Annotated in this window: 21 protein-coding genes and 1 pseudogene; 9 read left to right on the forward strand and 13 right to left on the reverse strand. The window is 69.4% G+C overall.

Annotated elements, in window-relative coordinates; all coding sequences use genetic code 11:
* Window positions 1–2: 2 nt before the first annotated feature.
* The 10 genes from JNJ68_RS04360 to JNJ68_RS04405 all read right to left on the reverse strand — a co-directional run bounded on the left by JNJ68_RS04360 (window position 3) and on the right by JNJ68_RS04405 (window position 10,955).
* Window positions 3–1,022: a DUF4150 domain-containing protein gene (locus tag JNJ68_RS04360; protein WP_294979435.1), complete on the reverse strand. Its 1,020-nt coding sequence runs from the start codon at window positions 1,020–1,022 to the stop codon at window positions 3–5.
* The gene (locus tag JNJ68_RS04365) at window positions 1,019–2,113 is read right to left on the reverse strand and encodes a 3-oxoacyl-ACP synthase (protein ID WP_294979437.1); all 1,095 of its coding nucleotides are present in this window, start codon (window positions 2,111–2,113) and stop codon (window positions 1,019–1,021) included. The genes JNJ68_RS04360 and JNJ68_RS04365 overlap by 4 nt, the downstream gene beginning before the upstream one ends.
* Complete coding sequence (locus tag JNJ68_RS04370) at window positions 2,106–3,158, reverse strand: DUF2169 domain-containing protein (RefSeq protein WP_294979440.1); 1,053 nt, start codon at window positions 3,156–3,158, stop codon at window positions 2,106–2,108. Before JNJ68_RS04370 ends, JNJ68_RS04365 begins: the two co-directional genes overlap by 8 nt.
* A 25-nt stretch (window positions 3,159–3,183) precedes the next feature.
* The gene (locus JNJ68_RS04375; RefSeq protein ID WP_294979443.1) at window positions 3,184–4,416 is read right to left on the reverse strand and encodes a hypothetical protein; all 1,233 of its coding nucleotides are present in this window, start codon (window positions 4,414–4,416) and stop codon (window positions 3,184–3,186) included.
* Window positions 4,417–4,542: 126 nt separating this feature from the next.
* Complete coding sequence (locus JNJ68_RS04380; protein ID WP_294979446.1) at window positions 4,543–6,264, reverse strand: hypothetical protein; 1,722 nt, start codon at window positions 6,262–6,264, stop codon at window positions 4,543–4,545.
* Window positions 6,261–7,019 (reverse strand): pyrroline-5-carboxylate reductase, encoded by a 759-nt coding sequence (locus JNJ68_RS04385; RefSeq protein WP_294979449.1) that lies wholly within the window; start codon window positions 7,017–7,019, stop codon window positions 6,261–6,263. The genes JNJ68_RS04380 and JNJ68_RS04385 overlap by 4 nt, the downstream gene beginning before the upstream one ends.
* Before the next feature lie 100 nt (window positions 7,020–7,119).
* A complete protein-coding gene (locus JNJ68_RS04390) occupies window positions 7,120–8,232 on the reverse strand; it encodes an NnrS family protein (RefSeq protein ID WP_294979452.1) in 1,113 nt (370 codons plus the stop codon).
* Window position 8,233: 1 nt separating this feature from the next.
* Entirely contained in the window at window positions 8,234–8,896 is a 663-nt protein-coding gene (gene ric, locus JNJ68_RS04395; RefSeq protein ID WP_294979455.1) for an iron-sulfur cluster repair di-iron protein, read from the reverse strand.
* Window positions 8,893–9,474, reverse strand: a complete 582-nt coding sequence (locus tag JNJ68_RS04400) for a UbiX family flavin prenyltransferase (protein WP_294979456.1) — start codon at window positions 9,472–9,474, stop codon at window positions 8,893–8,895. Before JNJ68_RS04400 ends, ric begins: the two co-directional genes overlap by 4 nt.
* Window positions 9,471–10,955: a UbiD family decarboxylase gene (locus JNJ68_RS04405; protein WP_294979459.1), complete on the reverse strand. Its 1,485-nt coding sequence runs from the start codon at window positions 10,953–10,955 to the stop codon at window positions 9,471–9,473. The genes JNJ68_RS04400 and JNJ68_RS04405 overlap by 4 nt, the downstream gene beginning before the upstream one ends.
* A gap of 119 nt (window positions 10,956–11,074) precedes the next feature.
* Between JNJ68_RS04405 and JNJ68_RS04410 the strand changes: the two genes are divergently transcribed.
* The 3 genes and pseudogenes from JNJ68_RS04410 (at window position 11,075) to JNJ68_RS04420 (ending at window position 13,489) form a co-directional block, all read left to right on the forward strand.
* Window positions 11,075–11,608, forward strand: coding sequence for an SCP2 sterol-binding domain-containing protein (locus JNJ68_RS04410; protein ID WP_294979462.1), 534 nt, complete (start codon window positions 11,075–11,077; stop codon window positions 11,606–11,608).
* Window positions 11,608–12,584 (forward strand): annotated as a pseudogene (locus tag JNJ68_RS04415) (peptidase U32 family protein). Before JNJ68_RS04410 ends, JNJ68_RS04415 begins: the two are co-directional and overlap by 1 nt.
* Before the next feature lie 2 nt (window positions 12,585–12,586).
* On the forward strand, window positions 12,587–13,489 hold the full coding sequence (locus JNJ68_RS04420) for a U32 family peptidase (RefSeq protein ID WP_294979464.1): 903 nt from the start codon (window positions 12,587–12,589) through the stop codon (window positions 13,487–13,489).
* Window positions 13,490–13,492: 3 nt separating this feature from the next.
* On the opposite strand, the gene JNJ68_RS04425 is transcribed toward JNJ68_RS04420, so the two are convergent.
* Complete coding sequence (locus tag JNJ68_RS04425) at window positions 13,493–13,951, reverse strand: Lrp/AsnC family transcriptional regulator (protein WP_294979467.1); 459 nt, start codon at window positions 13,949–13,951, stop codon at window positions 13,493–13,495.
* A 189-nt stretch (window positions 13,952–14,140) separates the two neighbouring features.
* On the opposite strand from JNJ68_RS04425, the gene JNJ68_RS04430 reads away from it, so the two are divergent.
* A complete protein-coding gene (locus tag JNJ68_RS04430) occupies window positions 14,141–17,557 on the forward strand; it encodes an indolepyruvate ferredoxin oxidoreductase family protein (RefSeq protein WP_294979470.1) in 3,417 nt (1,138 codons plus the stop codon).
* A gap of 12 nt (window positions 17,558–17,569) precedes the next feature.
* Window positions 17,570–18,733, forward strand: a complete 1,164-nt coding sequence (locus JNJ68_RS04435; protein WP_294979474.1) for an isovaleryl-CoA dehydrogenase — start codon at window positions 17,570–17,572, stop codon at window positions 18,731–18,733.
* Between the two features lie 2 nt (window positions 18,734–18,735).
* On the opposite strand, the gene JNJ68_RS04440 is transcribed toward JNJ68_RS04435, so the two are convergent.
* Window positions 18,736–19,089, reverse strand: a complete 354-nt coding sequence (locus JNJ68_RS04440; protein WP_294979477.1) for a type II toxin-antitoxin system HicB family antitoxin — start codon at window positions 19,087–19,089, stop codon at window positions 18,736–18,738.
* Window positions 19,086–19,343, reverse strand: coding sequence for a type II toxin-antitoxin system HicA family toxin (locus JNJ68_RS19425; RefSeq protein WP_363165373.1), 258 nt, complete (start codon window positions 19,341–19,343; stop codon window positions 19,086–19,088). Before JNJ68_RS19425 ends, JNJ68_RS04440 begins: the two co-directional genes overlap by 4 nt.
* Window positions 19,344–19,452: 109 nt before the next feature.
* Here JNJ68_RS19425 and JNJ68_RS04445 point away from each other — a divergent pair, with 109 nt between their 5' ends.
* From JNJ68_RS04445 to JNJ68_RS04460, 4 genes are read left to right on the forward strand one after another with little or no spacing between them, the layout of a single operon-like run.
* Window positions 19,453–21,057, forward strand: a complete 1,605-nt coding sequence (locus tag JNJ68_RS04445) for a carboxyl transferase domain-containing protein (protein WP_294979479.1) — start codon at window positions 19,453–19,455, stop codon at window positions 21,055–21,057.
* A gap of 4 nt (window positions 21,058–21,061) precedes the next feature.
* Window positions 21,062–23,044, forward strand: coding sequence for an acetyl/propionyl/methylcrotonyl-CoA carboxylase subunit alpha (locus tag JNJ68_RS04450; RefSeq protein WP_294979482.1), 1,983 nt, complete (start codon window positions 21,062–21,064; stop codon window positions 23,042–23,044).
* Window positions 23,037–23,894: a hydroxymethylglutaryl-CoA lyase gene (locus JNJ68_RS04455; RefSeq protein WP_294979485.1), complete on the forward strand. Its 858-nt coding sequence runs from the start codon at window positions 23,037–23,039 to the stop codon at window positions 23,892–23,894. Before JNJ68_RS04450 ends, JNJ68_RS04455 begins: the two co-directional genes overlap by 8 nt.
* On the forward strand, window positions 23,891–24,673 hold the full coding sequence (locus JNJ68_RS04460; protein ID WP_294979488.1) for a crotonase/enoyl-CoA hydratase family protein: 783 nt from the start codon (window positions 23,891–23,893) through the stop codon (window positions 24,671–24,673). Before JNJ68_RS04455 ends, JNJ68_RS04460 begins: the two co-directional genes overlap by 4 nt.
* Window positions 24,674–24,696 lie beyond the last annotated feature (23 nt).

The following is a 24,696-nucleotide window of genomic DNA, read 5'->3' on the forward strand; positions in this document are numbered from 1 at the left end:
GGCTATGGTCCTTCTTCCGACTTCTTGCAGCCGTCGCGGGTGCTGCCATCGGGATTGCAAAGCCGGATCTTCATGCATTTGCAGGCGGACTGGATCACCTTCGTGCAGTGGGGACAGGCCTCGGTGCTGGGCGGAGCAAGTGTTCCGTCGGCAAGTCTTGGATGCCAGTCGATCGCCATCGTCAACTTGGCCCATTTCGCGACAAGCCCTTTCTTCGCGATCTCTTTGAAGATGCAGGGTTCGCTATGGCCGTAAAAGCCGCCGTCTGTGTGATTGTGCGGCGGCTCGCCCGCGCAGATGCCCTGCGGAATCCGGTTTTTCTTGCGCTGCTTTTTCGTCGATTTCTTGGCCTCGCCGAAATACCCTCCGCTTTTCGTGCGCAACAGCTTGCAGGACGTTCCGGCGACGACACTGGAAGGACCGGAGGCGGGCTTGAACAAGGCGTGAGACACCGTACCGGACTTGTCAAAATCCCTGAGTTCGGCTCGCTGGTTCTTGGTCGCTTTCCGGCTTCTGCTCGCCTTGTCGACCTTCTCGCGCACGTTGTCGTTCGCGGCCTTCAGCGCCTCGCAGGGGCTGCGGGCGTCAATGCTGTCGACGCTGGGTTTCTCGATGCTGACGGAAAAGCCGCTGCCCGGATTGGAATGGTTGGTCGAGGTGAGGTCGGTGAAGCGTTCCGCCCCGCCGCCTTCGAAGATCACGTCGAAGGAATAGGCTTCGAACTTCAGCGGGCCGGTGATGTTGTGGGTGACGACGCTGGCGCCGAAGCTGCGGGTGGCGGGCTCGTCGCCGGTGATCTTGGAATATTTCGAGGCGTTCTTCTTGCCCGCCTCCTTGCCAAGGACAAAGACGCTGGTGCAGCCGTCGGTGGTGTCCGAGGCATTGCCGAAGTTGGGATATGGGATCGGCACCGGGCCTGCGGGGGGCGGCGGCGGCGACAGGCAGACGTCGGGCATCGCGGCGATGGTCTTGTTCGCAGCGGCCTTGCCGGAGACCCCGAGTCCGTTGGCGAAGACGCTCATGGGCCGGCCCCCCGCATTTCGGCGGTCAGTGCCACGCGGCGACCGTCGTCTTCCCCGGCGAAGCACAGGGCGCGGTTCTGGGGCAGAAGGCCTGCGCGGCCCATCTCGAAGGCCCAGGCGAGTTGCGCGGGCATGAGCGCCGCGCCGATCTCGCCCGCGTATTCGATCAGGTTCCAGTGTTCGAGATAGCCGCGCGGGCGGCGGGAATGGCCTTCGGGCGGCGCGCGGTCAAGGCGCATCTGGGCCATCATCTGCTCCTTGAACTTGAAATGCTCGCCGTTCAGATCGCCGATCAATGCCGGGAAATCATAGAACGGAATCCCCGTCACCGCCAGCGCGGCGCGGATTGCCTGGGTCAGGCCCTCGCCCGTCACCGCCTGCTCGCGATTGCCGCCGTCGCGGCCGGGTTCCATCCCGGTGCCCATGCCGGTGATGGCAAGCTCTGGCCGCTGCGACGTGCCGGTGCGGGCGACGAGGATGGCGGAGGCGGCCTCTCCCAGGGTGAAGCCCGAGCTGTTGGCGCCGCAGAGGAGGCGGCCCCTCGCGATGTAGTGTTCCGCGATGACCTGGCGCAGCAGGCTTTCGACGCCGATCAGGATTTGCAGCGGGTAACGGGCGGACTGGCGGGCGGCAGTGGCGAGGAGATGCGGCAGGCCCGACCGCCCGCCGCCGATGACGCCGGAGCCGGCGGGCAGCGGGCGGCCGAGCTTGCGGGCGAGGCCGTCGAGCATCCGGGTTTCGAGATCGCCGGGGCGGCCGGGGCGATCGGGCGGGGCGACGGTCATCAGGATGGGGATGTCGCTGGCCGGGCGGCGCAGGGTGTCGGGCAGGGTGGCGACCTGGGCCAGGCATTCCTCGATCGGCGGCGTGGCGAGGTCGGGGAGGAAGGTCGGTCCCTCCCACCATTGATGCGCGGCGACGCGGAAGTGGTTCAGATGCGCGCCTGCGGTCGGGTCCCAGAAAGGGCCGGTCTCCGAGCCGATGATCTGGCCGCGGACGCCCGCGATGGTGGACGGGCCGTCGGGACCGAGCGCGGACCAGATGCCGTAGCCGATGACCGAGAGGCCGGGGGCGATGCCTGTCTCAGCCATGGCTGCCCCCCGGCCAGTGGGTTGCGCCGTCGAGCGGGCGTTCGACGACGATGGCACGGGCGAATTCGAAGAGGTCGCGCTCGGCGGTGATGCGGGTGCGCCAGGTCAGGCACATGCGGGCGGATTCGGGCAGGAAAAGGACGGTGTCGAGGTTGGCGATGCGCTGGGTGACGCGGCCGGACTTGCGTTCGAAGGTCACGACGATCTGGGTGCGGGGGATGTCGCCGGAGAGGCGGCCTTCCGGCGCGAGGTTGACGAGTTCGACGGGCTCGCCGCCGGTGGGGTAGGGGATCTGCTGGTCGGGGGCGGACGCCTGGAAGTAGCGGTCGTCGAAATCCATCGGCAGGAGGGGCACGCGGTTGTCGAGCCAGGCGTCGTCATAGGTGCCGGCATACTGGCGGCGGGGCAGCCAGGTGCGGCCGAGGGGCCCGAAGGCCATGGGGGGAAAGCCGCCGTCGGGGGACACCGCATCCTGGCCGAATTCCGAGGTCTGGGCCAGGGCCTTGCCTTCGCGATTGACGGAATTGGGGTAGTAGCCGAGGCCTGCTGGATTTTCCTGAAAGGTCTTCGCCATCGCGGGGTTCTCGGCCTCGGGGTCGATGCCGCCGTAGGCGTGGTCGTAGCCGATGTCCTGCACCAGGAAGGGGCGCTTTTCAGAGGGCGCATGACCCGCCGCGCCGCGCAGCCAGATGCGGCTGCCGTGGGCGGTGAACTTCTTGGCCCACCCCCCGAGGCGGATGCCGACGTCGACCGTGGTTGCGGGTTCGCTGCGCGGGGCATGGGCGCGGGCCTGGGCGAGGACGTCGCAGCGGGGGCGGAAATGGGCGAAGTCGGTCTCGAAGACCGGGGCGTCCAGCGCGGGGTCGGGGCCGAAGACATCGGCCTCGATCAGCGGCAGTTGCTCGGGCGCCACGCGGCTGGGTTCGCCGCGCCGGGGTGACAGGGTGAAGGTGGCGCGGACGACGAGCACGATCTGTTCGTGCCCCTGCTTGTCCAGCGCTAGGGTGAAATTGGAAGCGAAGGGCGTGGTGTTCTCCAGCCTCATGCCCGCCCCCGTTCTTGCGCCTGCCCTACCATCGGCGGGTAAAGCCCCTGGGCTGGGGCACCACCGCGCCGTACCAGTTCGGCAGGGGCGCATCGGGGGTGCGGGTGGCAAGCTCCAGCGCCACGGCGCGCTGGTCGAGCTGGTAGGTCGCGACCGCCTCGATGGGCGGCTGGATCGTCCAGGCGGCGACGCCGAGCAGATGGCGCGTCCCGGCCACGAAGCGGGTGCGGTGCGGGGCAAGCCAATGGGCCAGCTTCTCGGGGTCGGGCCAGTAGAGCTTGGCCTCGATGAAGCTTTCCTGCGGGCAGGCGGCGACCACCGGGTCGTCGGGGTCGTCGGGAAACTCGGCCAGTTCCAGCGACTCGGCGCTGAGCCGCGCGCCGGTTATCCGGCAGAAGGCGGCCCCACTGACGCGCGACAACACCGGCTCGGCCATCTGGCGGAGGAGCCAGTCAAGCGTATCGGCTGCCCCCAGGGCCCCGGTTGCCACGATGCCCCAGCGCTCGGTCAGCCGGTCGGACATCAGCCGCGCGATGGCGGCGCGGGCGGCGCGGTCGTCGAGGACCAGCGGCAAAAGCTCGGCCACCATCCGGGCCTGCGGGGCGGGCGTCGCCGGGGTGACATGCGCGGCAAGGATCGCGGGCGCGGAGCGCCGGTCGCCCAGGAGCGCGGCAGCCCAGGCGGCGCGGAAGCGCAGGTCCGGGTCGCCGCCATCGGCCAGCCGGGCGAGGTCGGGCGCGAGGTCGGCACGGCCCAGTTCCGCAGCCAGCCGCATGGCGCGGGCGGCGACATGGCGGTCACGATGGGCGAGAAGCGGCTTCAGATGGCCCTTGGGGTCGATCCTGCGCCGCCCGCAGACATCCAGCGCGATCCAGGTCGCCATCGGGTCGAGGCCGCCGATCCAGTCCCGCATCCGCGCCGCCATGAGCGTCGGGGCGCACCAGGCCGCCGCCGCCCCCAGCGCCGCGACCTGATCCCAGAGCAGCACCTCGGCTGGGGCGATGTCGGACAGCGGCAGGTCGGCGCGCGCATGCAGAAGCAGGTGGAAGGCGGTGAAGACCTCGCCGTATTCTGCCGCGATGGCCAGCGTCTCCAGCGCCAGTTCGACCCCGGCCTCGCGGCCCATGACCAGCGCGTCGAGATGCCCGGCAAGGCGCGATTCCAGATCGAAGATCTCGACCAGCCGGAAGTTCGGGCCGTCCTGACCCATCCGCAGCTGGGCCGCGACGAAAGCCGCATTCTCGGCGTGAAGCCGCAAAATGCGGCGGTTGGGCAAAGGCGCGTTGCAATTCATCTGGAAATGACCCCGCAAGGCCGTCATGCCTCCAGCTTAGACCAAGCCGGGACAATTCCAAGCCCGGTTTCCCGACCCTGCGCTGAGCGTTCAATCCGGAGCCAGCCCTCTCAGGGCCGGGGCGAGGTCGGCGGCGGCGCGGCAGACCAGCGCTCCCGCCCCCGCGAGATCGTCGCCCACATCGACGGGCAGGCTGGAGTTCGAGCCCTCGGGGATCTGGTTCAGCCGCCCGCCGATCAGGACCGGGCAGTCGACGCCCGCCGCGCGCAGGGCGTGGAAATAGCGCAGGGCGATGCCGTTGTAGGTGCTGATCGCCACCGCGTCGGGGCGGTCGCGGCGCACCCTCTCGGCGAGGACGGCGGGATCGGTGGACACGCCGCCGTCCAGCACGGTGACGCCCAGGCGGCGAAGGATTTCCTCGACCAGCATCTTGCCGTGCTCGTGCACGTCGCTGGTCGCCACCATGACGCGCAACCCGCGCAGGGCCGGGCCTGCGGGCTGGCCCTTCAGGGCATGGTCCGCCATCTCGGCCAGTTCCGACAGGATGGTGGCCGGGGCGAGCGGCACCCTTCCCCCCGGTGCTTCGGGGTCGGGCGCGCCGGCACCGTAAAGCGATTCCAGCCGCCGCGCACCCATCCGGCGCAGGGAAAGGAACAGCTGGAACGGACAGGCGGTATCGACGCCGAACTGCGCCAGCCCCGCAAGTGTGGCATCGGCGAAGGCCTGCCCCCCGGCGACGATCCGCGCTGCCATGGCGTCGGCCGGGGCGAGGTCGATCAGCGGCAGCCACCCCGGCGCCAGCTCGGCCATCCGTCCGGCGAAAAGCTGCGCCTCGACGACCTCGTCGATCTCGGGGATGCGTTCGTTCTCGGTGACAGGGACGGCGTTGATCGCATGGCCTGTGGGTTGGCCGACCTGCCCGGCCGCATCGACCAGAAGATAGTTGGCGAGGCTGGCGAAATTGGCGGCGGGGCTGCCGCGATAGGCGGTGGTGTTGCCGTAGATCATCGTTCCCGGCGCGGCACCCACCTGGGCCAGCGCGCGCTGGAACGCCAGGCGCGACAGGGGGTCCGAAAAGTGGTGGCCGTAACAATGGCCGACCGGCGGGCCGATCAGGGTGGTGACGATGTGGCGTTCCAGCAGCACCATGCCGAGGCAGGAAGCAAGGTCGGTGAACTGCGCGGCGAAGCCGTCGTCGAGGTTCGACTGCACCAGAACCGGCACCGGCTGCGCGGCGATCAGGCCAAGGGCGCGGACGGTCTGGGCGGTGGCCTCGATGTCGTCGTCATGGCCGGGGATGCGGAAGGTGAAATATTGCCCGAGGTTGCCGATCGCCGTGCTGCCCGCGGCAAGGGCGGCCTGGGTGTTTTCCACCGCCGCCGGGAAGCCCAGCACGAAATCGCCGAAATGCGCGGCGACCGGGGCGGCTTCGGTGAGGCGGACGAAATCCTCGATGCCGGGCAGGATCATGCCGGTCCCGCGCTCGGCTTTGGCGCGGCGGGCGCGGGGCAGGGCCATCGACCAGTCGAGGCAAAGGCCGTAGCGGTCGACCGTCACGCCCTGGGCGGCGCAGGTCTCCCAGATTTCGGCATAGGCGCGGCGGCTTTTGCCGGGGTCGCGGAAGCCGATCTGGGCGTGCTGCATGACGCGGGACTTCGCCATCTGCGCCAGCTTGAAGCCGTATTCGCTGGCCGCGCCGACATGGTTCAGGAAGGCCGAGGGGCCGAGCGTCCAGTCGCAGGCCAGCGCGCGGCCTTCGGCCAGAAGCTCGGCGCCGGAGGGCAGGTCGGGTTCGGGCAGAAGCGGGGTCATCCGGCGCGGCCCCGCACGCGGGTCAGCACCCGGTCCAGCGCGGCGGTGAGGGCGGCGGTCCCGCCCCCGGCGGCGAAATCGCGGAAGATCTGTTCGTTCAGCCCGCCAGGGGTGGAATGGCCATCGCGCAGGGTGGAGAAAGGTTCCGGGCTCTCCACCGCCACCTTGCCGAGGTTGGCGAAGAGCGCGGCGAGGTAGGCGCGCGCGGCGTCGGCGCCCAGGCCCTGAGCCGCAAGCCAGCCCTGCGCGGTTTCGAGGAGGCCGAAATAGCTGCCCATCAGCGCGGAGCCCACCGCCAGCAGGTCGAACTCGGCGATGTCGCGGCAGGGGAGCGCGGTGCCGAGGCGGTCGAACAGGGCAGCGACCTCGGCGTCGGGCGGGAAGATCGGCGTCACCGAGGCGCGGTCGGCAACGAAGGGCAGCGGGACCGCACGGATGATCGGCAGGTCGAGGCCGATCCAGTCACGCAAGGAGGCGATCTGGGTGGCGGCGATCAGGCTGACCACCCTCTGCCCGGGGCGGAAGCGCAAGGGGCGGATCACCGCCTCGGCCACCTGCGGGCGGACGGCGAGCACCACCATCTCGCTACCGTCGACCACCGCCTGGTTGTCGGCGGCGACCCCCAGCCCCGGAAAGCGCTGCGCCAGATCGGCGGCGACCGCGGCCCCGCGGGGTGAGACGAGGATGCCCGCACCGCCGAGGCCGGCGACCATTGCGGCGGTCATGGTTCCGGTACCGATGAAGCCGAGGGGCATGTCTGTCTCCGACCGTGTCGCCGCCACTCTGGCCGCCCGCGCCCCGCCCGTCCCGCCGGGAAAGACCTTTGCGGGTCGTTTTCGGCGGATTGCCCCTGCTTCAGCCGCCACGCCGCGCGCTGAAGACCGGGCGTGGCACCGGGCGAAGGCTGGCCCGCGCGCAGTGCCCGGCCAAGAGGGTCCAGGCGCAGGCCCAGGGCAGCACGACCGCCGGGCCGGCCTCGGACAGGGCCAGCCGCGAGAGCGTGGTCAGTTGCAGGACCGCGAAGGCGACGATGGTCGCCCGCCCCGCGACCAGCCGCCCCGGCGCGCGGGCCATCCAGGCGCGGGCCATCACCGCCAGCACCATGCTGCCCATCAGCCCCATGGTCAGCGCATGGGTGAGGGTGGAGAGCGGGAGCGCTACAGCTCCGGTCAACCCAAGGCCCAGAAGCGCCAGCCCCAGCGGCAGCCAGAGCCAGGCCAGCACCAGAAGCGTCAGGTCGCCATGCCCGCTCAGCGCCGGGGCCAGCGCCCAGTGCTTCATCCGAAGGGTCTGACCCAGGGCGGCGGCGAGCGCCATTCCGCCGACCCAGGCCTCCGCCGCGTTCAGGAGATGCAACAGAAGCGCCAGGGCAAGCGCGCCATCCGCCAGCCGCGCGCCGAAGGACATCGGGCTGCGACCGGAGCGGTCGCCGGTGCGTGCCAGCAGGAAAGCGGGCACGATCCGGCCTCCGACCAGCGCGACGAGGAGCGCCATGCCCAGAACCGCGGTCAGACTGTCGGACGCGAGCCGCAGCCGCAGCGCAATGAGCAGCAGGAGAAGCGGCGCGAGGGCGATGGGCAGCCGCCCCCAGGCTTTCGCTCGGACCACTGGCAGGACAAGACTCAACGCCAGCCCCAGCGGATAAAGCGCCAGCCCGGCCAGCGCCACCCCATCCGGCTGGCAGGCGCCCCCGGCAAGCCGCCCGATGACCCAGGCCAGCACCAGCCCCATCGTCCCGCGCGGCGAGATACCCTCGGCCTCCGCCCCCGCCAGCTTCAGCCAGTGCGGCAGGGCCGACAGCAGGTATCCCCCCATCGCCGCCCCGGCGAAGCCCAGCACCAGCTCTTGCCGGTGCCAGGCCACCGGGTCGCAGGTGAGGCCGGGCCAGAGCCAGACCAAGGGCACCAGCGCGGCCCAGAACGTCCCCAGCAGGAACAGCGGGAGGTGCGGCGCGCGCCAGAGGCCCACCTCAGGCGGCGATCTCGAAGCGCGGGAAGAGCACCGTGTTCTCCAGATGGATATGCGCCACCACATCGCCGGTGAACTTCTCCAGCCCCGTATAGAGCGCGGTCCAGGACCGGCAGGCCCCTTCCGGCAGGGCCAGGCCATGCGTCGCATGTTCGATCCCGCGCAGAAGGTCCGTCGTGGTGTCATGTTCGTGCCGCATCGCGCCGATCGGGTGGCGGATCATCGGATGCCCGCCCTGCCGCATCATCGGGAACAGCACCTGTTCCTCTTTCGCCATGTGGCTTTCCAGCTCGTCCCGCAGCGCGACCAGCGCTTCGGCCAGGCCCAGCGGAGCCTCGTCATGGTCGCCGTGGACCATCTCCACCTTCTCGGCCAGCGGGATCAGCCAGTCGAGTTCGGTGCGGTGGGTGGCGTGGTAGCGAGTCAGGATATGGTCGATCAGCGGCAACGTCTCCTCGGGCGCGGTGCGGGCGGCCCCGGCCTCCAGCGCGCGCAGGGCGTCGAGCAGCGGCGCGACGTCCAGCCCTTGCCCTGCCGCCGCCTCGGCGAGGGAAAGCTTGCCGCCGCAGCAGAAGCTGATGCCGTTCTGGCGGAAGATCTCGGCGGCGCCGGGCAGGGTGGAGGCGATGTCGCCGACGTTGGCAGAGGGGGAAAGCTCGGTCATGGGGCAGGTCCTTGGGTTGGGTCCCAGGCGCGGGCCCGGGGGGTTGCGATATGGAGGAGGTCGACCGCTCGGGCGGCGATCTGGGCGGTGATCTGTGCCGTGGTTTCCGGGCGCAGGTAGAAGGCGGGGACCGGGGGCAGCACGACGGCCCCCATCTCGGTCACGGCGGTCATGTTGCGCAGGTGCGCCAGCGTCAGCGGGGCCTCGCGCGCGAGGAGGACCAGCGGGCGGCGTTCCTTCAACTGGACCGATGCCGCGCGGGTGAGGAGGGTGTCGTCCAGCCCCTGCGCGATGGCGGCGAGGCTGCGCATCGAACAGGGGGCGACGATCATGCCGTGAACGGGGAAGGAGCCGCTGGCAATGGCGGCACCAAGATCGACCACCGGATGCAGCCGGTCGGTCAGCGCCACCAGCTCGTCCCGCGCGGCGGGGCCGATCTCCAGCGCGAGGGTGCGTTCTGCCATCGCCGACAGGACCAGTTCCACCTTGGCGCCCACATCCCGCAATGCCCGCGCGCAGTCCAGCGCCAGTGCCGCGCCAGAGGCTCCCGAGACGCCCAGAACCACCCGCGCGCTCATCGGATGACCCCGCGCAGAAGCTCTGCCGCGCGTGCCTCATGCGCGGGGTCCAGGACCATGACGCGCCCCCATTCGCGCGTGGTTTCCGCCCCCAGCTTGTTGGTCGCGTCGATCCCGAGTTTGCCCGCCAGCCCCTCATGCGGGGAGGCGAAGTCGAGGTAGTCCATCGGCGTCCCGTTTAGCACCATCACGTCGCGCGCCGGGTCCATCCGCGTGGCCATCGCCCAGGCGATGTCGTCCCAATTGCGCGGGTCGATGTCGCGGTCGACGACCACGATGGTCTTGGTGTAGCTGAACTGCGCCAGCATCCCCCAGAGCGCCAGCATCACCCGCCGCGCCTGTCCGGGATAGCGCTTGTCGATCTGCACCACGGCCATCCGGTAGGAACAGGCGGCGGCGGGCAGCCAGAGGTCGGTCACTTCCGGTATCTGGGCGCGGATCACCGGCAGGGCGAGCGTGTTGAACACTTCTCCGATGACGGAAGGTTCATCCGGCGGCCTCCCGGTGACGGTGGTCAGATACAGCGGATCGCGGCGGTGGGTGATCGCGGTCAGGCGCATCACGGGGAAGGGTTCGACCGAGTTGTAATAGCCGGTATGGTCGCCGAACGGGCCTTCCGGGGCAGTCTCGCCGGGGTGGACCCAGCCTTCCAGGATGATCTCGGCAGTGGCGGGGACCAGAAGCGGCACGGTCTTCGCCGCCACCACTTCGGCCCGCGCGCCGCGAAGGACGCCCGAGAAGGCCAGCTCGGACACCGTCTCCGGCAAGGGCAGGGCGGCGGAGAGGAGCGTGGCGGGATCGGCCCCCAGCGCGATGGCGACCGGCATCGGTTCGCCCGTCCGCTGCCAGCTGCGGTGATGCGCCGCCCCGCCGCGATGGGCGAGCCAGCGCAGGATCAGCCGGTCGGAGCCAAGCACCTGCGCCCGGTAGACGCCCAGGTTGTAGCGCGACAGTTGCGCGGGGTCCGGCCCCTGCGGGCGGGTGACGACGACCGGCCAGGTGATCAGCGGCCCGGCATCCTCGGGCCAGGGGGTCTGCACCGGAAGGAGCGAGAGGTCGAGCGGGGCCGTCACCTCTTGCGCCGGGGCCTTGCGTGTGAGCTTCGGGCGGCTTTGCAGCGCTGCCTTCAGCACCGGCCAGCGCGACAAGGCGTCGCGCATCCCTTCCACCGGGGCCGGGCTGCGCAGCGCGGCGAGGAAGTCGCCGAAGGCGGGCACTTCGTCCGGGGTCAGGCCCAGCCCGGCGGCGACCCTTTCCGGCGTGCCGAAGAGGTTGGCGATGACGGGCATCTTCGCCCGCTGACCCCCTGCAATCGCCGCGTCGAAGCGCAGAACCGGGCCTTTTTCCCGCAAAACGGCCAGTTGCACCGCCGTCATCTCATGCCTTGTGTCGACCGGCTGACCGATCCGCGCCAGATCGCCCGCCGCCGCCAGATGGGCGAGGAAGGCGCGAAGGTCGGGGAAGACGGGCAGGCTGCGCATCGGGCTTGGGGTCCTTTGCCCCGGGCGATAGCGCGAAGCCGGGGCGGCGGACTTGACTATGGTCAACCCCTGCGCCGCCCCCCTCGCCTATGACGGGCCAACCGACGAAGGATCACCCGATGCCCGTCCCCCTGCCGCGCCTGCCGCGTGCCCTGGGCCTTGCCGCCCGCCCGCTGCCACTGCCGCCGCTGAACCTGCTCCTCGGCCGCCTGACCCGCCGCCTGGCCGCCGCCCACCCGACGCTGCTGCGGCGCCTGGGCAACCATGCCGCCAGCCGCTTCCTGATCGACCCGACCGATCTGCCCTGGGTCCTGCTTCTCCACCCCGGCCCCGCCACGATGACCGCCCATCCCCGCGCCCGCCCACCCGCGCATGAGGCGCGGATCGCCGGGCCGCTCTCGGCTTTCCTCGCCATGATGCACGGGGCCGAGGATGGCGATGCGCTCTTCTTCTCGCGCGACCTGACGGTCGAGGGCGACACGGCGGCCGTTCTGGCGCTGCGCAACGCGATGGACGATGCCGAGCTGGACCTCACCGAAGAGCTGGCTGCGCTGGCCGGGCCGCTTGGCGCGCCGCTGCGTCGGGTGCTGGCCGGGGCGGAACGCGCGACCGGGTTGCAGCTGCACCGCGCCGATCCGGGGGACCTGTCATGATGGAACTCGTCTGCCCGGCAGGCACCCCCGCCGCCCTGCGCACCGCAGTCGAGGCCGGGCGCATGCGGTCTACTGCGGCTTCGCGGACGAGACCAATGCGCGGAACTTTCCGGGGCTCAACTTCTCGCCCGAGGAACTGGCCGAGGGCGTCGCTTTCGCCCATGCCCGGGGCGCGAAGGTGCTGGTGGCGATCAACACCTTCCCCCGCGCCGGAGCCGAGCCGGTCTGGCACCGGGCGCTGGCGAATGCCGAACAGGCCCGTGCCGATGCGGTGATCCTGGCCGACATCGGGCTTCTCGCCCATGCCGCCGAGCATCACCCGGCCTTGCGCCGTCACCTCTCGGTGCAGGCCGCCGCCGCTAACCCGGATGCGATCAACCTTTACGCCAGCGCTTTCGGCGTCCGTCGCGTCGTGCTGCCCCGCGTGCTGACCGTCGAGGAAATCGCCGCCATCAACCGCGAGATCGAGGTGGAGACCGAGGTCTTCGTCTTCGGCGGCCTCTGCGTCATGGCCGAGGGGCGCTGTTCGCTCTCGTCCTATGCCACCGGCCAGTCGCCCAACATGAACGGCGTCTGCTCGCCTGCCAGCCATGTCGTCTATGCCGAGGAAGGCGGCGACTTGGCCGCGCGGCTGGGGGGTTTCACCATCCACCGCACGCCGAAATCGGCACCCGCCCCTTACCCCACGCTCTGCAAGGGCTGCTTCACCTCCGGCCCACAGACCGGGCATATCTTCGAGGATCCGGTCTCGCTGGATGCCACCCACCTGATCCCGCGGCTGGCGAAGGCCGGGGTCCGCGCGCTGAAGATCGAGGGGCGGCAGCGCAGCCGCGCCTATGTGGCGCAGGTGGTCCGCGCCTTCCGCGCGGCGGTCGAGGCGGAGGCGGCGGGTCGGCCCCTGCCCGAAAGCGCGCTGGCCCGGCTGACCGAGGGCCAGGCCGCCACTGCCGGCGCCTATGCGAAAACCTGGAGATGACGATGGACCTGACCGTCGGACCCAATTTCTTCTTCTGGCCGGCCGAGGCTGTGCGCGCCTTCTACAGCGACCTTGCCGCCGCGCCCGTTGCCCGCGTCGTGCTGGGCGAGCTTGTCTGTTCCAAGCGGCTGCCGTTCTGGCAGGGCGAAATCCCCGGCGCGGTCGAAACCCTGTTGGCGGCGGGGAAAGAGGTTGCCGTCACCTCGCTGGCGCTGATCACGCTGAAGCGCGAGCGCAAGCTGACCGCCGAGCTTGCCGGGATGGGCCTGCCGATCGAGGTGAACGACCTCTCCGCGCTGGCGCATGTTCCAGAGGGCCAGCCCTTCTGGGTCGGCCCGCTGGTCAACGTCTACAACGAAGGCACGCTGCGCTGGCTGATCCGGCGCGGGGCGACGCGGGTTTGCCTGCCGCCGGAGCTGACCCTTGCCTCCATCGCCGTGCTGGCGAGGCTGGGCCGCGAGGAGGGCGTGCCGGTCGAGGTCTGGGGGCATGGCCGCCTGCCGCTGGCGATCTCGGGGCGCTGCTACCACGCGCGGCTGCACGACCGGATGAAGGACAGCTGCCAGTTCGTCTGCGGCGAGGACCCGGATGGCCGCGACGTGGAGACGCTGGACGGCCAGCCCTTCCTGGCGGTGAACGGTGTGCAGACGCTGAGCCAGTCGACCGCCAGCATGGCGCATCGGGTAGAGGCGCTGGCCGAAGCGGGGGTCGCCAGCCTACGCCTCTCGCCGCAATCGCAGGGCTTCGGGCAGGTATGCAACGGCTATGCCGACCGGCTGGCGGGCCGGGTGACGGCCCCGACGCTGGAGACGCTGTTGCGTCCGCTGGTGCCGGGTCAGCGGCTGTCGGACGGGTTCCCGAGCGGCGCTACGGGCGCGGCATGGTCGGGGGCGGCAGCGGGCTGACCCTCAGACCGGCACGTTCAGGCTGTGCTTGACCCGCTTCAGCGTGAAGCTGGTGTTGATCGACTGCACGTTCGGCAGTTCGACGATGGCGTTCTTCACCGTGGCCTCGTAGTGGCGGACGCTGGTCGCGATGACTTGCAGCAGATAGTCGTATTCCCCGCTGAGGGAATAGCACTGCATCACCTCGGGCACCTTGGCGACCGCTTCCTCGAAGGCGCGCAGCCGGTCGCGCTGGTGGTGGGAAATCTTGACGAAGCAGAGGACGAGGATTTCGAACCCCACCGCCTCGGGGTCGACGACGAAGCGTTTCGGGCTGATCGCCCCGCTCTCCTGCAAGCGCTGCAAACGCCGCCAGCAGGGCGAATGGCTGAGGCCCGCGACCTCGCCCAACTCGCGCAGGGTCAGGTCGGGCCGGTCCTGCAAGGCGCGCAGGATGCGGCGGTCGGGTTCGTCAAGCTCCATGCCACTCTCTTTGCGACAGTTTTGCGGTGCAGCATCACCTACAGCAACCTGTTACCACAGATTGCGCTGATTGTGATACAATGTTCCAGACAGGCGGGCAATCCGCCTCGCATTGGCGACCCTGTTTCCGCTCGCTTGTCCTAGGCTGATCTGGGAGCGGTCCAGTCATTCGGGCCGGGGGAATACGGCATGGTCCTCACGCTGGACGACAAATACGCGGCGGAAAGCGGGTCGGTCTATCTGACCGGGACACAGGCCTTGGTCCGCCTGCCGATGACCCAGATGCGCCGCGACCGCGCCGCCGGGCTGAACACCGGCTGTTTCATCTCGGGCTATCGCGGCTCGCCTCTTGGTGGCTACGACCGGCAACTGATGAAGGCGCGGAAGCATCTGGACCGGCATGGCATCGTGTTCCAGCCCGGCCTGAACGAGGACCTCGCCGCCACCGCCGTCTGGGGCAGCCAGCAGGTGCAGCTTTCGCCCGGCGCGCGGAAGGAGGGCGTCGTCGGCCTCTGGTACGGCAAGGGGCCGGGGGTGGACCGCTGCGGCGACGTGTTCAAGCACGCGAACGCGGCGGGATCGGCGGCGCTGGGGGGCGTGCTGGCGATTGCGGGGGATGACCACACCTGCAAATCGTCGTCGATCCCGCACCAGTCGGACCACGCCTTCATCTCGGCGCTGATGCCGATGCTCTACCCGTCTTCGGTGCATGAATTCCTGGAGATGGGGCTTCTGGGCATCGCCATGTCGCGGTTTTCCGGCTGCTGGGTCGGCTTCAAGGTGATCTCCGAGACGGTGGAGATTTCCTCGGTCATCGACCTGGCGCAGGAGGCGCGGAGCTTCGTCCTGCCGCCGGACTTCCAGCTGCCCCTCGGCGGGCTGAACCTGCGCTGGCCCGACCCGCCTCTGGCGCAGGACGCGCGCTTGCAGGAGCACAAGGGCTATGCCGCCATCGCCTTTGCCCGCGCCAACGGGGTGGACCGGCTGATCGTCCGCCATCCGCGCGACCGCTTCGGCATCGTCGCCTCCGGCAAGGCCTATGAGGACGTGCGGCAGGCCCTGGCCGAGCTGGGGCTGGGCCCGCAGGAACAGGCGGTCCTCGGGATCAGGCTCTACAAGGTGCGGATGCCCTGGCCGCTGGAGCCCGAGGGGATCAGGCATTTCTCCGAAGGGCTGGAGGAAGTGCTGATCGTCGAGGAGCGCCGCGAGATCATCGAGAACCAGATCAAGGAACAGCTGTTCAACTGGCGCGCCGACGTGCGCCCCCGCATCGTCGGCAAGTTCGATCATGAGGATCGTCCCTTCCTTAGCCTCTCTGCCGGGCTGACCGTCGCCACCGTCGCCGGGGCCATCGCCGAGCGCCTGTTGCACCTGGACCTGCCCGAGGGGCTGGCCGACCGTCTGCGCGCGAGGGCCGAGCACCTGCAAGCCGCCGAAGCCCGCGCTGCATCGCATGTCCCCCCGGTGCTGCGGCTGCCGCACTACTGCCCCGGCTGCCCGCACAACACCTCGACCCGCGTCCCCGAAGGCTCGACCGCGATGGCCGGGATCGGCTGTCACTTCATGGCGCAGTGGATGGACCGCCGCACCGAGACCTTCACCCATATGGGCGCCGAGGGCGTGCCCTGGACCGCCATCCGCCATTTTACCGACGAGACGCATCGTTTCGTCAACCTCGGCGACGGGACGTTCTTCCATTCCGGCCATCTCGCTATCCGCCAGTCGGTCGCGGCAGGGGCCAGCATCACCTACAAGATCCTGGTGAACGATGCCGTCGCGATGACCGGCGGCCAGCCCATCGACGGGGAACTGACCCCGGAACAGATCACCCACCTGATGCATGACGAACGTGTCGCCCGCATCGTGCTGATGTCCGACCGCCCCGATCTCTACCGCCCCGCCGAGCTTGCCCCCGGCACCGAAATCCGCCACCGCGACGAGATCGACGCGGTGATGCTGGAGCTACGGGAAGTCCCCGGCGTCACGGTCATCGTCTACGAACAGACCTGCGCCGCCGAGCTTCGCCGCCGCCGCAAGCGGGGCGAGGCCCCGGACCCCGACCTGCGGCTCTGGATCAACCCCGCCGTCTGCGAGGGCTGCGGCGATTGTTCCGTGCAGTCCAACTGCATCGCCGTCGAGCCACTGGAGACCGACCTCGGCCGCAAGCGCAAGATCAACCAGTCGGCCTGCAACAAGGACTATTCCTGCCTCAAGGGCTTCTGCCCCTCCTTCGTTTCCCTTACCGGCGCCACCCTTCGCAAGGCCCCGGCACAGCAAGGCGAGGACATCGCCATGCTGCCGGATCCCGTGCTGCCGCAGATCGACCGCGCCTGGAACCTTGCGCTCGCCGGGGTGGGCGGGACCGGAGTGCTGACGATCAGCGCGATCCTCGGCATGGCCGCGCATGTCGAGGGCAAGATCCCGATGGTGCTGGACATGGCGGGCCTTGCGCAGAAGGGCGGCGCGGTGATGAGCCATGTCCGCATCTCGCGCCCCGACCGCCCCATCGCCGCCCCCCGCATCGCCGCAGGCTCCGCCGACCTTCTCATCGCCGCCGACGCGGTTGTGGCCGCCTCGAAAGAGGCGATCCTGCTCTGCGCGCCCGACCGGACCACGGTTGTCCTCAACACCCATCTCGCCCCGGTCTCCGACTTCACTCGCCAGCGCGATTTCGACTTCCGCCAGCCGCAGGTCATGGCCAGCATCGCCGCCGCCACCCGCACGCGCCATGTCCACGACTTCTCGGCGCTCGCCAAGGCGCTGACCGGGGATGAGATCGGCGCCAACCTGATGATGCTGGGCCATGCCTGGCAAGGCGGGCTGGTGCCGCTGGCCCGCCAGTCGATCCTGGAAGCTATTCGCTTGAACGGGGTCGCGGTCAAAGCCAATAGCGAAGCTTTCGACTGGGGCCGCCGCCTCGCCCATGATCCCGCCGCCGTGACCGCGCGGGCGCATCCGCCACAGGCGCCGGAACCGCTGACCCTCAGCGCCCTGGTCGACGCCCGCGCCGCCCATCTGCGCGCCTGGCAGAACGAGGCGCTGGCCACCCGCTACCGCGCCGCGCTGGACCGGCTGCCTTCCGACGAAGCCCTGCGCCGCACGGTGGCAGAGGCCTATGCGAAAGTCCTCGCCCCCAAGGACGAATACGAAGTCGCCCGCCTTTACAGCCTCCCCGCCTTCCGCGCGGGGCTGGAAACCGAATTCGCGGGCAACTGCCGCCTCTCCCTCAACCTCGCCCCGCCCTTCCTGCCCGGCACCGCCGCTGACGGTCGCCCGAAAAAGCGCAGCTTCGGCCCGTGGATCTTCCCCGCACTGCGCCTGCTTTCCAAACTGAAACCCCTGCGCGGCACCTGGGCCGATCTGTTCCGCCACAGCGCCGACCGCAAGCTGGAACGCCAGCTTCTTACGCTCTACGAAGCCGACCTCGCCCGCGCCGACCACGTCACCCCCGACACCCTGCCGCTGATCCGTGAACTTCTGGGCCTCCCGCTGGAGATTCGCGGCTATGGTCCGGTGAAGGAGGCGGCTTTCGTCAAACAGATGGAGCGGCGGGCGGAACTGCTCGCCACGCTTGACGGCAACTCGCTGGCGCTGGCCGCGGAATAGGAAGGAACCGGCATGTTTCTGGCATCGATGAACTTCGACCTCGGCCCCGAAATCGACGCCCTGCGCGAGATGGTCCACCGCTGGGCGCAGGACCGGGTCAAGCCGCAGGCCGCCGCCATCGACCGCAGCAACGCCTTCCCGCCCGAGCTTTGGCCCGAATTGGGCTCGCTTGGCCTCCTCGGCATCACCGTGCCGGAGGAATACGGCGGCGCGGGCCTCGGCTACCTCGCCCATACCGTCGCGGTCGAGGAAATCGCCCGCGCCTCGGCCTCGGTCTCGCTCTCCTACGGCGCGCATTCCAACCTCTGCGTCAACCAGATCAAGCTGAACGGCACCGAAGCACAAAAGCGCAAATACCTGCCCGGCCTGATCAGCGGCATCCATGTCGGCGCGCTGGCGATGTCCGAGGCCGGGGCGGGCTCGGACGTGGTGTCGATGAAGCTCCGGGCGGAAAAGCGGAATGGCTACTACATCCTGAACGGCACGAAATACTGGATCACCAACGGACCGGATGCCGATACGCTGGTCGTTTACGCCAAGACCGACCCCGAGGCCGGGTCGAAGGGGATCACCGCGTTTCTGGTCGAGAAAACGATGAAGGGGTTCAGCACCTCGAAACATTTCGACAAGCTGGGGATGCGCGGGTCGAATACTGCGGAGCTGGTGTTCGAGGATGTCGAGGTTCCGTTCGAGAACGTGCTGGGCACCGAGGGCAAGGGCGTCCGCGTCCTGATGTCCGGCCTCGACTACGAACGGGTCGTGCTGTCCGGCATCGGCACCGGCATCATGGCCGCCTGCCTGGACGAGATCATGCCCTACATGGTCAGCCGCAAGCAGTTCGGGCAGCGGGTTGGCGACTTCCAGCTGATGCAGGGCAAGATCGCCGACATGTATACCAAGCTGAACTCGGCCCGCGCCTATGTCTATGCCGTCGCCCGCGCCTGCGACCGGGGGCAGGTGACGCGGGCCGATGCCGCAGCCTGCGTGCTTTACGCCTCGGAAGAGGCGATGGTGGTTGCGCATCAGGCCGTGCAGGCGATGGGCGGGGCCGGGTTCATGAACGAAACCCCGGTCAGTCGGTTGTTCCGCGACGCCAAGCTGATGGAGATCGGCGCCGGCACCAGCGAAATCCGCCGCATGCTGATCGGGCGCGAGATGATGGGGGCGATGGGGTGATGTCAGCCGATCCGCAGGACACTGCCCAAATCCTCGTTCGCCCGATCGCCCAACGCCTCGACCATCCACTGATTCAGCGATTTGGCATTGCGCGCAGCGGCGTCCGCCATCCGCCGATGCAGCTCGGGCGTGGCCCGCAGCGAAAGGCTGCCCGAAAAGGGCTTCTCGGGGTCGGTCCCGTCCTGCGCGCACCATTCCAGATAGTCGTCGACGCTGTCATGGAACGCCTTCGGCAGTTCCTCGGCGGTGCGGGCCTGAAAGGTGATCACGTCCCGGATACCCAGAACCTCGCCGTGGAACAGCAGGGCGTCTTCGTCGAAGGAGACCGTCGCGCTATAGCCTTTGTAGGGTTTCATGGCTCTATTCCTGCTTCCAGTAGGAACCGGCGCACCGACCGCACCGCATCCTTAACGATAGTTGGTTGCGGATGGGGTTCGTGGAACACCATCCTACGGCCATTCAGCGATATGCGGACCCGGGACCCGGACCCTTGGGTAATCTCCGCGCCGAGTGCACGGAAAAGGGCTTCGACGTCGGTCCAGCGAATGTCGGCGCGGACCGGATTGACGAATATGCCCGCCAGAGTGCGGGCGTGTTTCGTGGAAAGCATTCTTGTTCTAACCACTGAAGCGGCGAACGACCCTTACCAGCCCGCAGGCACGCATCGACGTAGTATCGAATGTGGTATCATTTTCCGATACTGTCAAGGGAGACCCTAAGTGCGCCTGACCTCCTCCATCTCGCCGCGCAGCGAGGCCTTCCGCACCAACCGCGACGCCAACCTCGCCGCGCTGGAAACCGTTCGGGCCGCTGCCGAGCTGGCGTTGGCAGGCGGCGGCGACAAGGCGCGCGATCTGCACCGCAGCCGGGGCAAGCTCCTCCCTCGCGAACGGATCGACCGGCTCTTGGACCCCGGCTCGCCCTTCCTGGAGATCGGCCTTTTCACCGCGCACGGCCTGTATGACGGCGCCAGCCCCTCCGCCGGGCTGATTGCCGGGATCGGCAGGGTCGAGGGGCAGGAGGTGATGGTCGTCTGCAACGACGCCACCGTGAAGGGCGGCACCTACTTCCCGATGACTGTCAAGAAGCACCTCCGCGCGCAGGAGATCGCCGCGCAGAACCGGCTGCCCTGCGTCTATCTGGTCGACTCGGGCGGGGCGAACCTGCCGAACCAGGACGAGGTCTTCCCCGACCGCGACCATTTCGGGCGCATCTTCTTCAACCAGGCCAACATGTCCGCCGAAGGCATCGCGCAGATCGCCGTGGTCATGGGTTCCTGCACCGCAGGGGGGGCCTATGTCCCCGCGATGTCCGACGTGACGATCATCGTGAGGGACCAGGGCACGATCTTCCTCGCCGGTCCGCCGCTGGTCAGGGCCGCGACGGGCGAAGTGGTCAGCGCCGAGGAACTGGGCGGGGGCGATGTCCACACCCGGCTCTCCGGCGTGGCAGACCTTCTGGCCGAGGATGACGCCCATGCGCTGCTGCTGGCCCGCCGCGCGGTGGCATCGCTGAACCGCCGCAAATCCGCGCCCGTGGTCCTGCAATCGCCCGAACCCCCGGCCTATGACCCCGAGGAGCTGCTGGGCATCGTGCCCCCCGAGACCAAGACCCCCTACGACATCCGCGAGGTCATCGCCCGCGTCACCGATGGCTCGCGCCTCGACGAGTTCAAGCCGCGCTATGGCACCACCATTGTCTGTGGCTTCGCGCATGTGATGGGCATTCCGGTCGGGATCATCGGCAACAACGGGGTGATCTTTTCCGAAAGCGCGCTGAAGGCCGCACATTTCGTGGAACTCTGCTCCCAGCGCGGTATCCCCTTGGTCTTCCTGCAGAACATCTCCGGCTTCATGGTCGGCAAGACGGCCGAGAACCGCGGCATCGCCAAGGACGGGGCCAAGCTGGTGACGGCGGTGGCAACGACGCAGGCCCCCAAGGTCACGCTGATCGTCGGCGGCTCCTTCGGTGCGGGCAACTACGGCATGTGCGGCCGCGCCTATGGCCCCCGGTTCCTGTGGACCTGGCCCAACTCCCGCATCTCCGTCATGGGCGGCGAGCAGGCCGCCGGGGTGCTGGCCACCGTCCGCCGCGAGGCGATCGAGCGCAAGGGCGGCGCCTGGACGTCCGAGGAGGAGGCTGCCTACAAACGCCCCACGGTCGAGATGTTCGAGCGCCAGTCGCACCCGCTCTACGCCGCCGCGCGCCTGTGGGATGACGGCATCATCGACCCCCGCCGCAGCCGCGAGGTGCTGGCGCTCTCGCTCTCCGCCACGCTGAACGCACCGATTCCGCCCACCCGCTTTGGCCTTTTCAGGATGTAGCCGCATGTTCGCCAAGATCCTGGTCGCCAACCGCGGGGAAATTGCCGCCCGCGTCATCGCCACCGCCCGCCGGATGGGCATCGCCACCGTCGCCGTCCACTCCGACGCCGATGCGCAGGCGCTCCACGTCACCCTCGCCGACGAGGCTGTCCGCATCGGCCCCGCTCCCGCATCGGAAAGCTACCTGAACGGTCAGGCCATCATCGCCGCCGCCCTTCGCACCGGAGCGCAGGCGATCCACCCCGGCTACGGTTTCCTCTCCGAAAACCCCGGTTTCGTCGAAGCCGTCGAAGCGGCTGGCCTTGTGTTCATCGGCCCCCCCGCCAGCGCCATCCGCGCGATGGGCTTGAAGGACGCGGCCAAGCGGCTGATGGAATCCGCAGGCGTCCCCGTCGTCCCGGGCTACCACGGCGAGGATCAGGACCCCCTCCGCCTTGCGCGCGAGGCCGAAGCCATCGGCTACCCCGTCCTGATCAAGGCCCGCGCCGGGGGCGGCGGCAAGGGGATGCGCCTGGTCGAGGACCCCGCCGCCTTCCCCGCCGCGCTCGAAAGCGCCGCCCGCGAGGCGCAAGCGAGCTTCGGCGATCCCGCCTGCCTGATCGAGAAATACATCGCCTCCCCCCGCCATATCGAGGTGCAGGTCTTCGCCGACGCCCAGGGCACCACGGTCCACCTTTTCGAACGCGATTGCTCGCTGCAACGCCGCCACCAGAAGGTCATCGAGGAGGCCCCCGCCCCCGGCATGACCGCCCCCGTCCGCGCCGCGATGACAAAGGCCGCCATCCAGGCCGCCCGCAGCATCGGCTACCGGGGCGCGGGCACCGTGGAGTTCATCGCCGACGGCTCCGGCCCGCTCCGCGAAGACGGCTTCTGGTTCATGGAGATGAACACCCGCCTGCAAGTCGAACACCCGGTTTCCGAGGCGATCACCGGCCTTGATTTCGTCGAGTTGCAACTGCGCGTGGCGGCAGGCGAACCCTTGCCCTTCACGCAAGGCGACCTCCGCATCGACGGCCACGCCATCGAGGCCCGGCTCTATGCCGAAGATGCCGAACGCGGCTTCCTCCCCGCCACCGGCCACCTGACGCACCTCGCCTTCCAACGCGGCCCGGTGCGGGTGGATGCGGGCGTGCGGCAGGGAGACGAGATCACCCCCTGGTACGACCCGATGATCGCCAAGCTCATCGCCCACGCGCCCGACCGCAGCGCCGCGCTGGCCCTTCTCGGCCAGACCCTCGACGCCACCCGCATCGCCGGGTCCACCACCAACCTCGCCTTCCTCGCCGCCCTGACCCGACACCCGGACGTGCGCTCCGGCAAGGTCGACACCGGCCTCATCGCCCGCGACCTCGCGCAACTGACCGCCCGCCCCCCGCTCCCACCCGAGGCCCCGGCCCTCGCCGCGCTCGCCGCGCTTGATCTCCTCACCCCACCCACCGGCACCGACCCGTGGGACAGCCTCACCGGCTGGCGCGGCTGGTCGAATGCGGAGAGCTTCGTGACGCTGGACCATCGGGGCGAGACCCATGCGCTGAAGATCGAACACCTCAGCCAACGCCGGTTCCGCGTCACGGACGGAAGCGACTCCACTACCCTGGCGATCCTCGACAGCCGCAACGGCGACCTCCGCTTCGAGAGCGACGGTCTGATCCGCACTGCGGGCCTCGCCCGGACCGCCGACACGATCACCGTCTTCCTCGACGGCCGGTCGCACGGCTTCCACCCCGTCCTCCCGCGGGGCGAAACCGGCCACGCCCACAGCGGTGATGCCATCAGCGCCCCGATGCCCGGCCTTGTTGCCAAACTCCACACGACCCTCGGAGCCACCGTCACCAAGGGCGATCCGCTCGTCGTCCTCGAAGCAATGAAGATGGAGCACATCCTGACCGCCCCCCGCGATGGCCGCATCGCCGAGCTGCTGGTAGCCGAGGGTGATCAGGTCAGCGATGGCACGATGCTTGTCCGGCTCGAGGGTGCCGATGACTGACCGCGTCACCCTCTACGAAGTCTCCCCCCGCGACGGGTTGCAGAACGAATCCCGCCCGGTCCCCACCGCCGACAAGATCCACCTCGTCGACCAGCTTTCCGCCTGCGGCTTCGCCCATATCGAGGTGACAAGCTTCGTCAGCCCGAAATGGGTGCCGCAAATGGCCGATGCCGCCGAGGTGATGGCCGGGATCACCCGCCGCCCTGGCATTTCCTACGGTGTGCTGACCCCGAACCTGCAAGGGCTGGAGCGGGCCTTGCAGGCGAAAGCCGATGAGGTCGCCGTCTTCGCCTCCGCCTCGGAAAGCTTCTCGCAGAAGAACATCAACTGCTCGATCGCCGAAAGCCTCGACCGCTTCCGCCCGGTGCTGGAGCGTGCGAAAGCAGAAGGTATCCCGGTACGCGGCTACGTCTCCTGTGTCACCGATTGCCCCTACGAAGGCCCCGTCGCGCCGGACGCCGTGGCGCATGTCGCCAGCGCCTTGCACCAGATGGGCTGCACCCAGATCAGCCTCGGCGACACCATCGGCCACGGCACCCCCGAAACCATCGGTCGGATGCTCGACGCCGTGCTCACCGTCCTTCCCGCAAAACAGCTGGCCGGGCACTACCACGACACCAGGGGCACGGCGCTGCGCAACATCGCGACCAGCCTTGACCGGGGCCTGCGGGTCTTCGACGCCTCGGTCGGCGGCCTTGGCGGTTGCCCCTATGCCCCCGGCGCCAGGGGCAATGTCGCGACCGAAACCGTCGCCGCCTTCCTGCACGCCGAAGGCTTCACGACCGGGCTGGACCTCGACCGCCTGGCCGAAGCCGCCCGCTTCGCGCAAAGCCTGAGGAGCCCGCAATGACCTGGCAGACGCTCGATCTCCGCACCGATCCGCGCGGAGTGGTCTACCTGACTCTGAACACCCCCGACCGCCGCAACGTGCTGTCGCCGCAGATGATCGCCGACCTGACCGCGGCCGCCCATAACCTTGGCAGCGACCGCTCCGTCCGCGTCGTCGTCCTTTCCGGCGCCGGGCCGGTCTTCTGCGCCGGGGGTGATCTCGACTGGATGGCCGCACAGATCGACGCCGACCGCCCCCAGCGCCTGAGCGAGGCGCGGAAGCTGGCCCAGATGCTGCGCGTGCTGAACGAACTGCCGAAACCGCTCGTCGGGCGGCTGCATGGCGGGGCCTTCGGCGGCGGGGTCGGCCTGGCCTGCGTCTGCGACGTGGCCATTGCGGCGCAAGGCACCAAGTTCTGCTTTTCGGAAACCCGGCTCGGGATCATCCCCGCCACCATCGGCCCCTATGTGCTGGCCCGGATGGGCGAGGGCCGGGCGCGCCGTGTCTTCATGTCCGCCCGGGTCTTCGACGCCGCAGAGGCAGAGACGCTGGGCCTCGTTTCCGACGTGGTGCCCGACGCCGATCTCGACACTGCCGTCGAGGCTGAGGTCGCCCCCTACCTCTCCTGCGCCCCCTTTGCCGTGGGCCAGGCCAAGGCGCTTGCCCGTGCGCTTGGCCCCCGGATCGACGAGGCGGTGATCGAGGACAGCATCCGCAGGCTGGCCGACGCCTGGGAGGGGCCGGAGGCACTGCCGGGCATCCGCGCCTTCCTGCAAAAGCGCCCGCCGCCCTGGCAGTGAGCCGGGCCGCACAGGATTAACCG

The sequence above is a fragment of the Tabrizicola sp. genome (genome assembly GCF_016793705.1).
In the GTDB taxonomy this organism is placed as follows: domain Bacteria; phylum Pseudomonadota; class Alphaproteobacteria; order Rhodobacterales; family Rhodobacteraceae; genus Tabrizicola.

Excerpts from the sequence above, each read along its gene's own strand:
- JNJ68_RS04400 (WP_294979456.1), bottom strand. The coding sequence starts at position 9,474 with ATGAGCGCGCGGGTGGTTCTGGGCGTCTCGGGAGCCTCTGGCGCGGCA.
- JNJ68_RS04410 (WP_294979462.1), top strand. The coding sequence starts at position 11,075 with ATGCCCGTCCCCCTGCCGCGCCTGCCGCGTGCCCTGGGCCTTGCCGCC.
- JNJ68_RS04450 (WP_294979482.1), top strand. The coding sequence starts at position 21,062 with ATGTTCGCCAAGATCCTGGTCGCCAACCGCGGGGAAATTGCCGCCCGC.
- JNJ68_RS04435 (WP_294979474.1), top strand. The coding sequence starts at position 17,570 with ATGTTTCTGGCATCGATGAACTTCGACCTCGGCCCCGAAATCGACGCC.
- JNJ68_RS04455 (WP_294979485.1), top strand. The coding sequence starts at position 23,037 with ATGACTGACCGCGTCACCCTCTACGAAGTCTCCCCCCGCGACGGGTTG.
- JNJ68_RS19425 (WP_363165373.1), bottom strand. The coding sequence starts at position 19,343 with ATGCTTTCCACGAAACACGCCCGCACTCTGGCGGGCATATTCGTCAAT.
- JNJ68_RS04430 (WP_294979470.1), top strand. The coding sequence starts at position 14,141 with ATGGTCCTCACGCTGGACGACAAATACGCGGCGGAAAGCGGGTCGGTC.
- JNJ68_RS04425 (WP_294979467.1), bottom strand. The coding sequence starts at position 13,951 with ATGGAGCTTGACGAACCCGACCGCCGCATCCTGCGCGCCTTGCAGGAC.
- JNJ68_RS04365 (WP_294979437.1), bottom strand. The coding sequence starts at position 2,113 with ATGGCTGAGACAGGCATCGCCCCCGGCCTCTCGGTCATCGGCTACGGC.
- JNJ68_RS04405 (WP_294979459.1), bottom strand. The coding sequence starts at position 10,955 with ATGCGCAGCCTGCCCGTCTTCCCCGACCTTCGCGCCTTCCTCGCCCAT.
- JNJ68_RS04385 (WP_294979449.1), bottom strand. The coding sequence starts at position 7,019 with ATGCCCCTCGGCTTCATCGGTACCGGAACCATGACCGCCGCAATGGTC.
- JNJ68_RS04370 (WP_294979440.1), bottom strand. The coding sequence starts at position 3,158 with ATGAGGCTGGAGAACACCACGCCCTTCGCTTCCAATTTCACCCTAGCG.
- JNJ68_RS04380 (WP_294979446.1), bottom strand. The coding sequence starts at position 6,264 with ATGACCCCGCTTCTGCCCGAACCCGACCTGCCCTCCGGCGCCGAGCTT.
- JNJ68_RS04460 (WP_294979488.1), top strand. The coding sequence starts at position 23,891 with ATGACCTGGCAGACGCTCGATCTCCGCACCGATCCGCGCGGAGTGGTC.
- JNJ68_RS04360 (WP_294979435.1), bottom strand. The coding sequence starts at position 1,022 with ATGAGCGTCTTCGCCAACGGACTCGGGGTCTCCGGCAAGGCCGCTGCG.
- ric (WP_294979455.1), bottom strand. The coding sequence starts at position 8,896 with ATGACCGAGCTTTCCCCCTCTGCCAACGTCGGCGACATCGCCTCCACC.
- JNJ68_RS04420 (WP_294979464.1), top strand. The coding sequence starts at position 12,587 with ATGGACCTGACCGTCGGACCCAATTTCTTCTTCTGGCCGGCCGAGGCT.
- JNJ68_RS04440 (WP_294979477.1), bottom strand. The coding sequence starts at position 19,089 with ATGAAACCCTACAAAGGCTATAGCGCGACGGTCTCCTTCGACGAAGAC.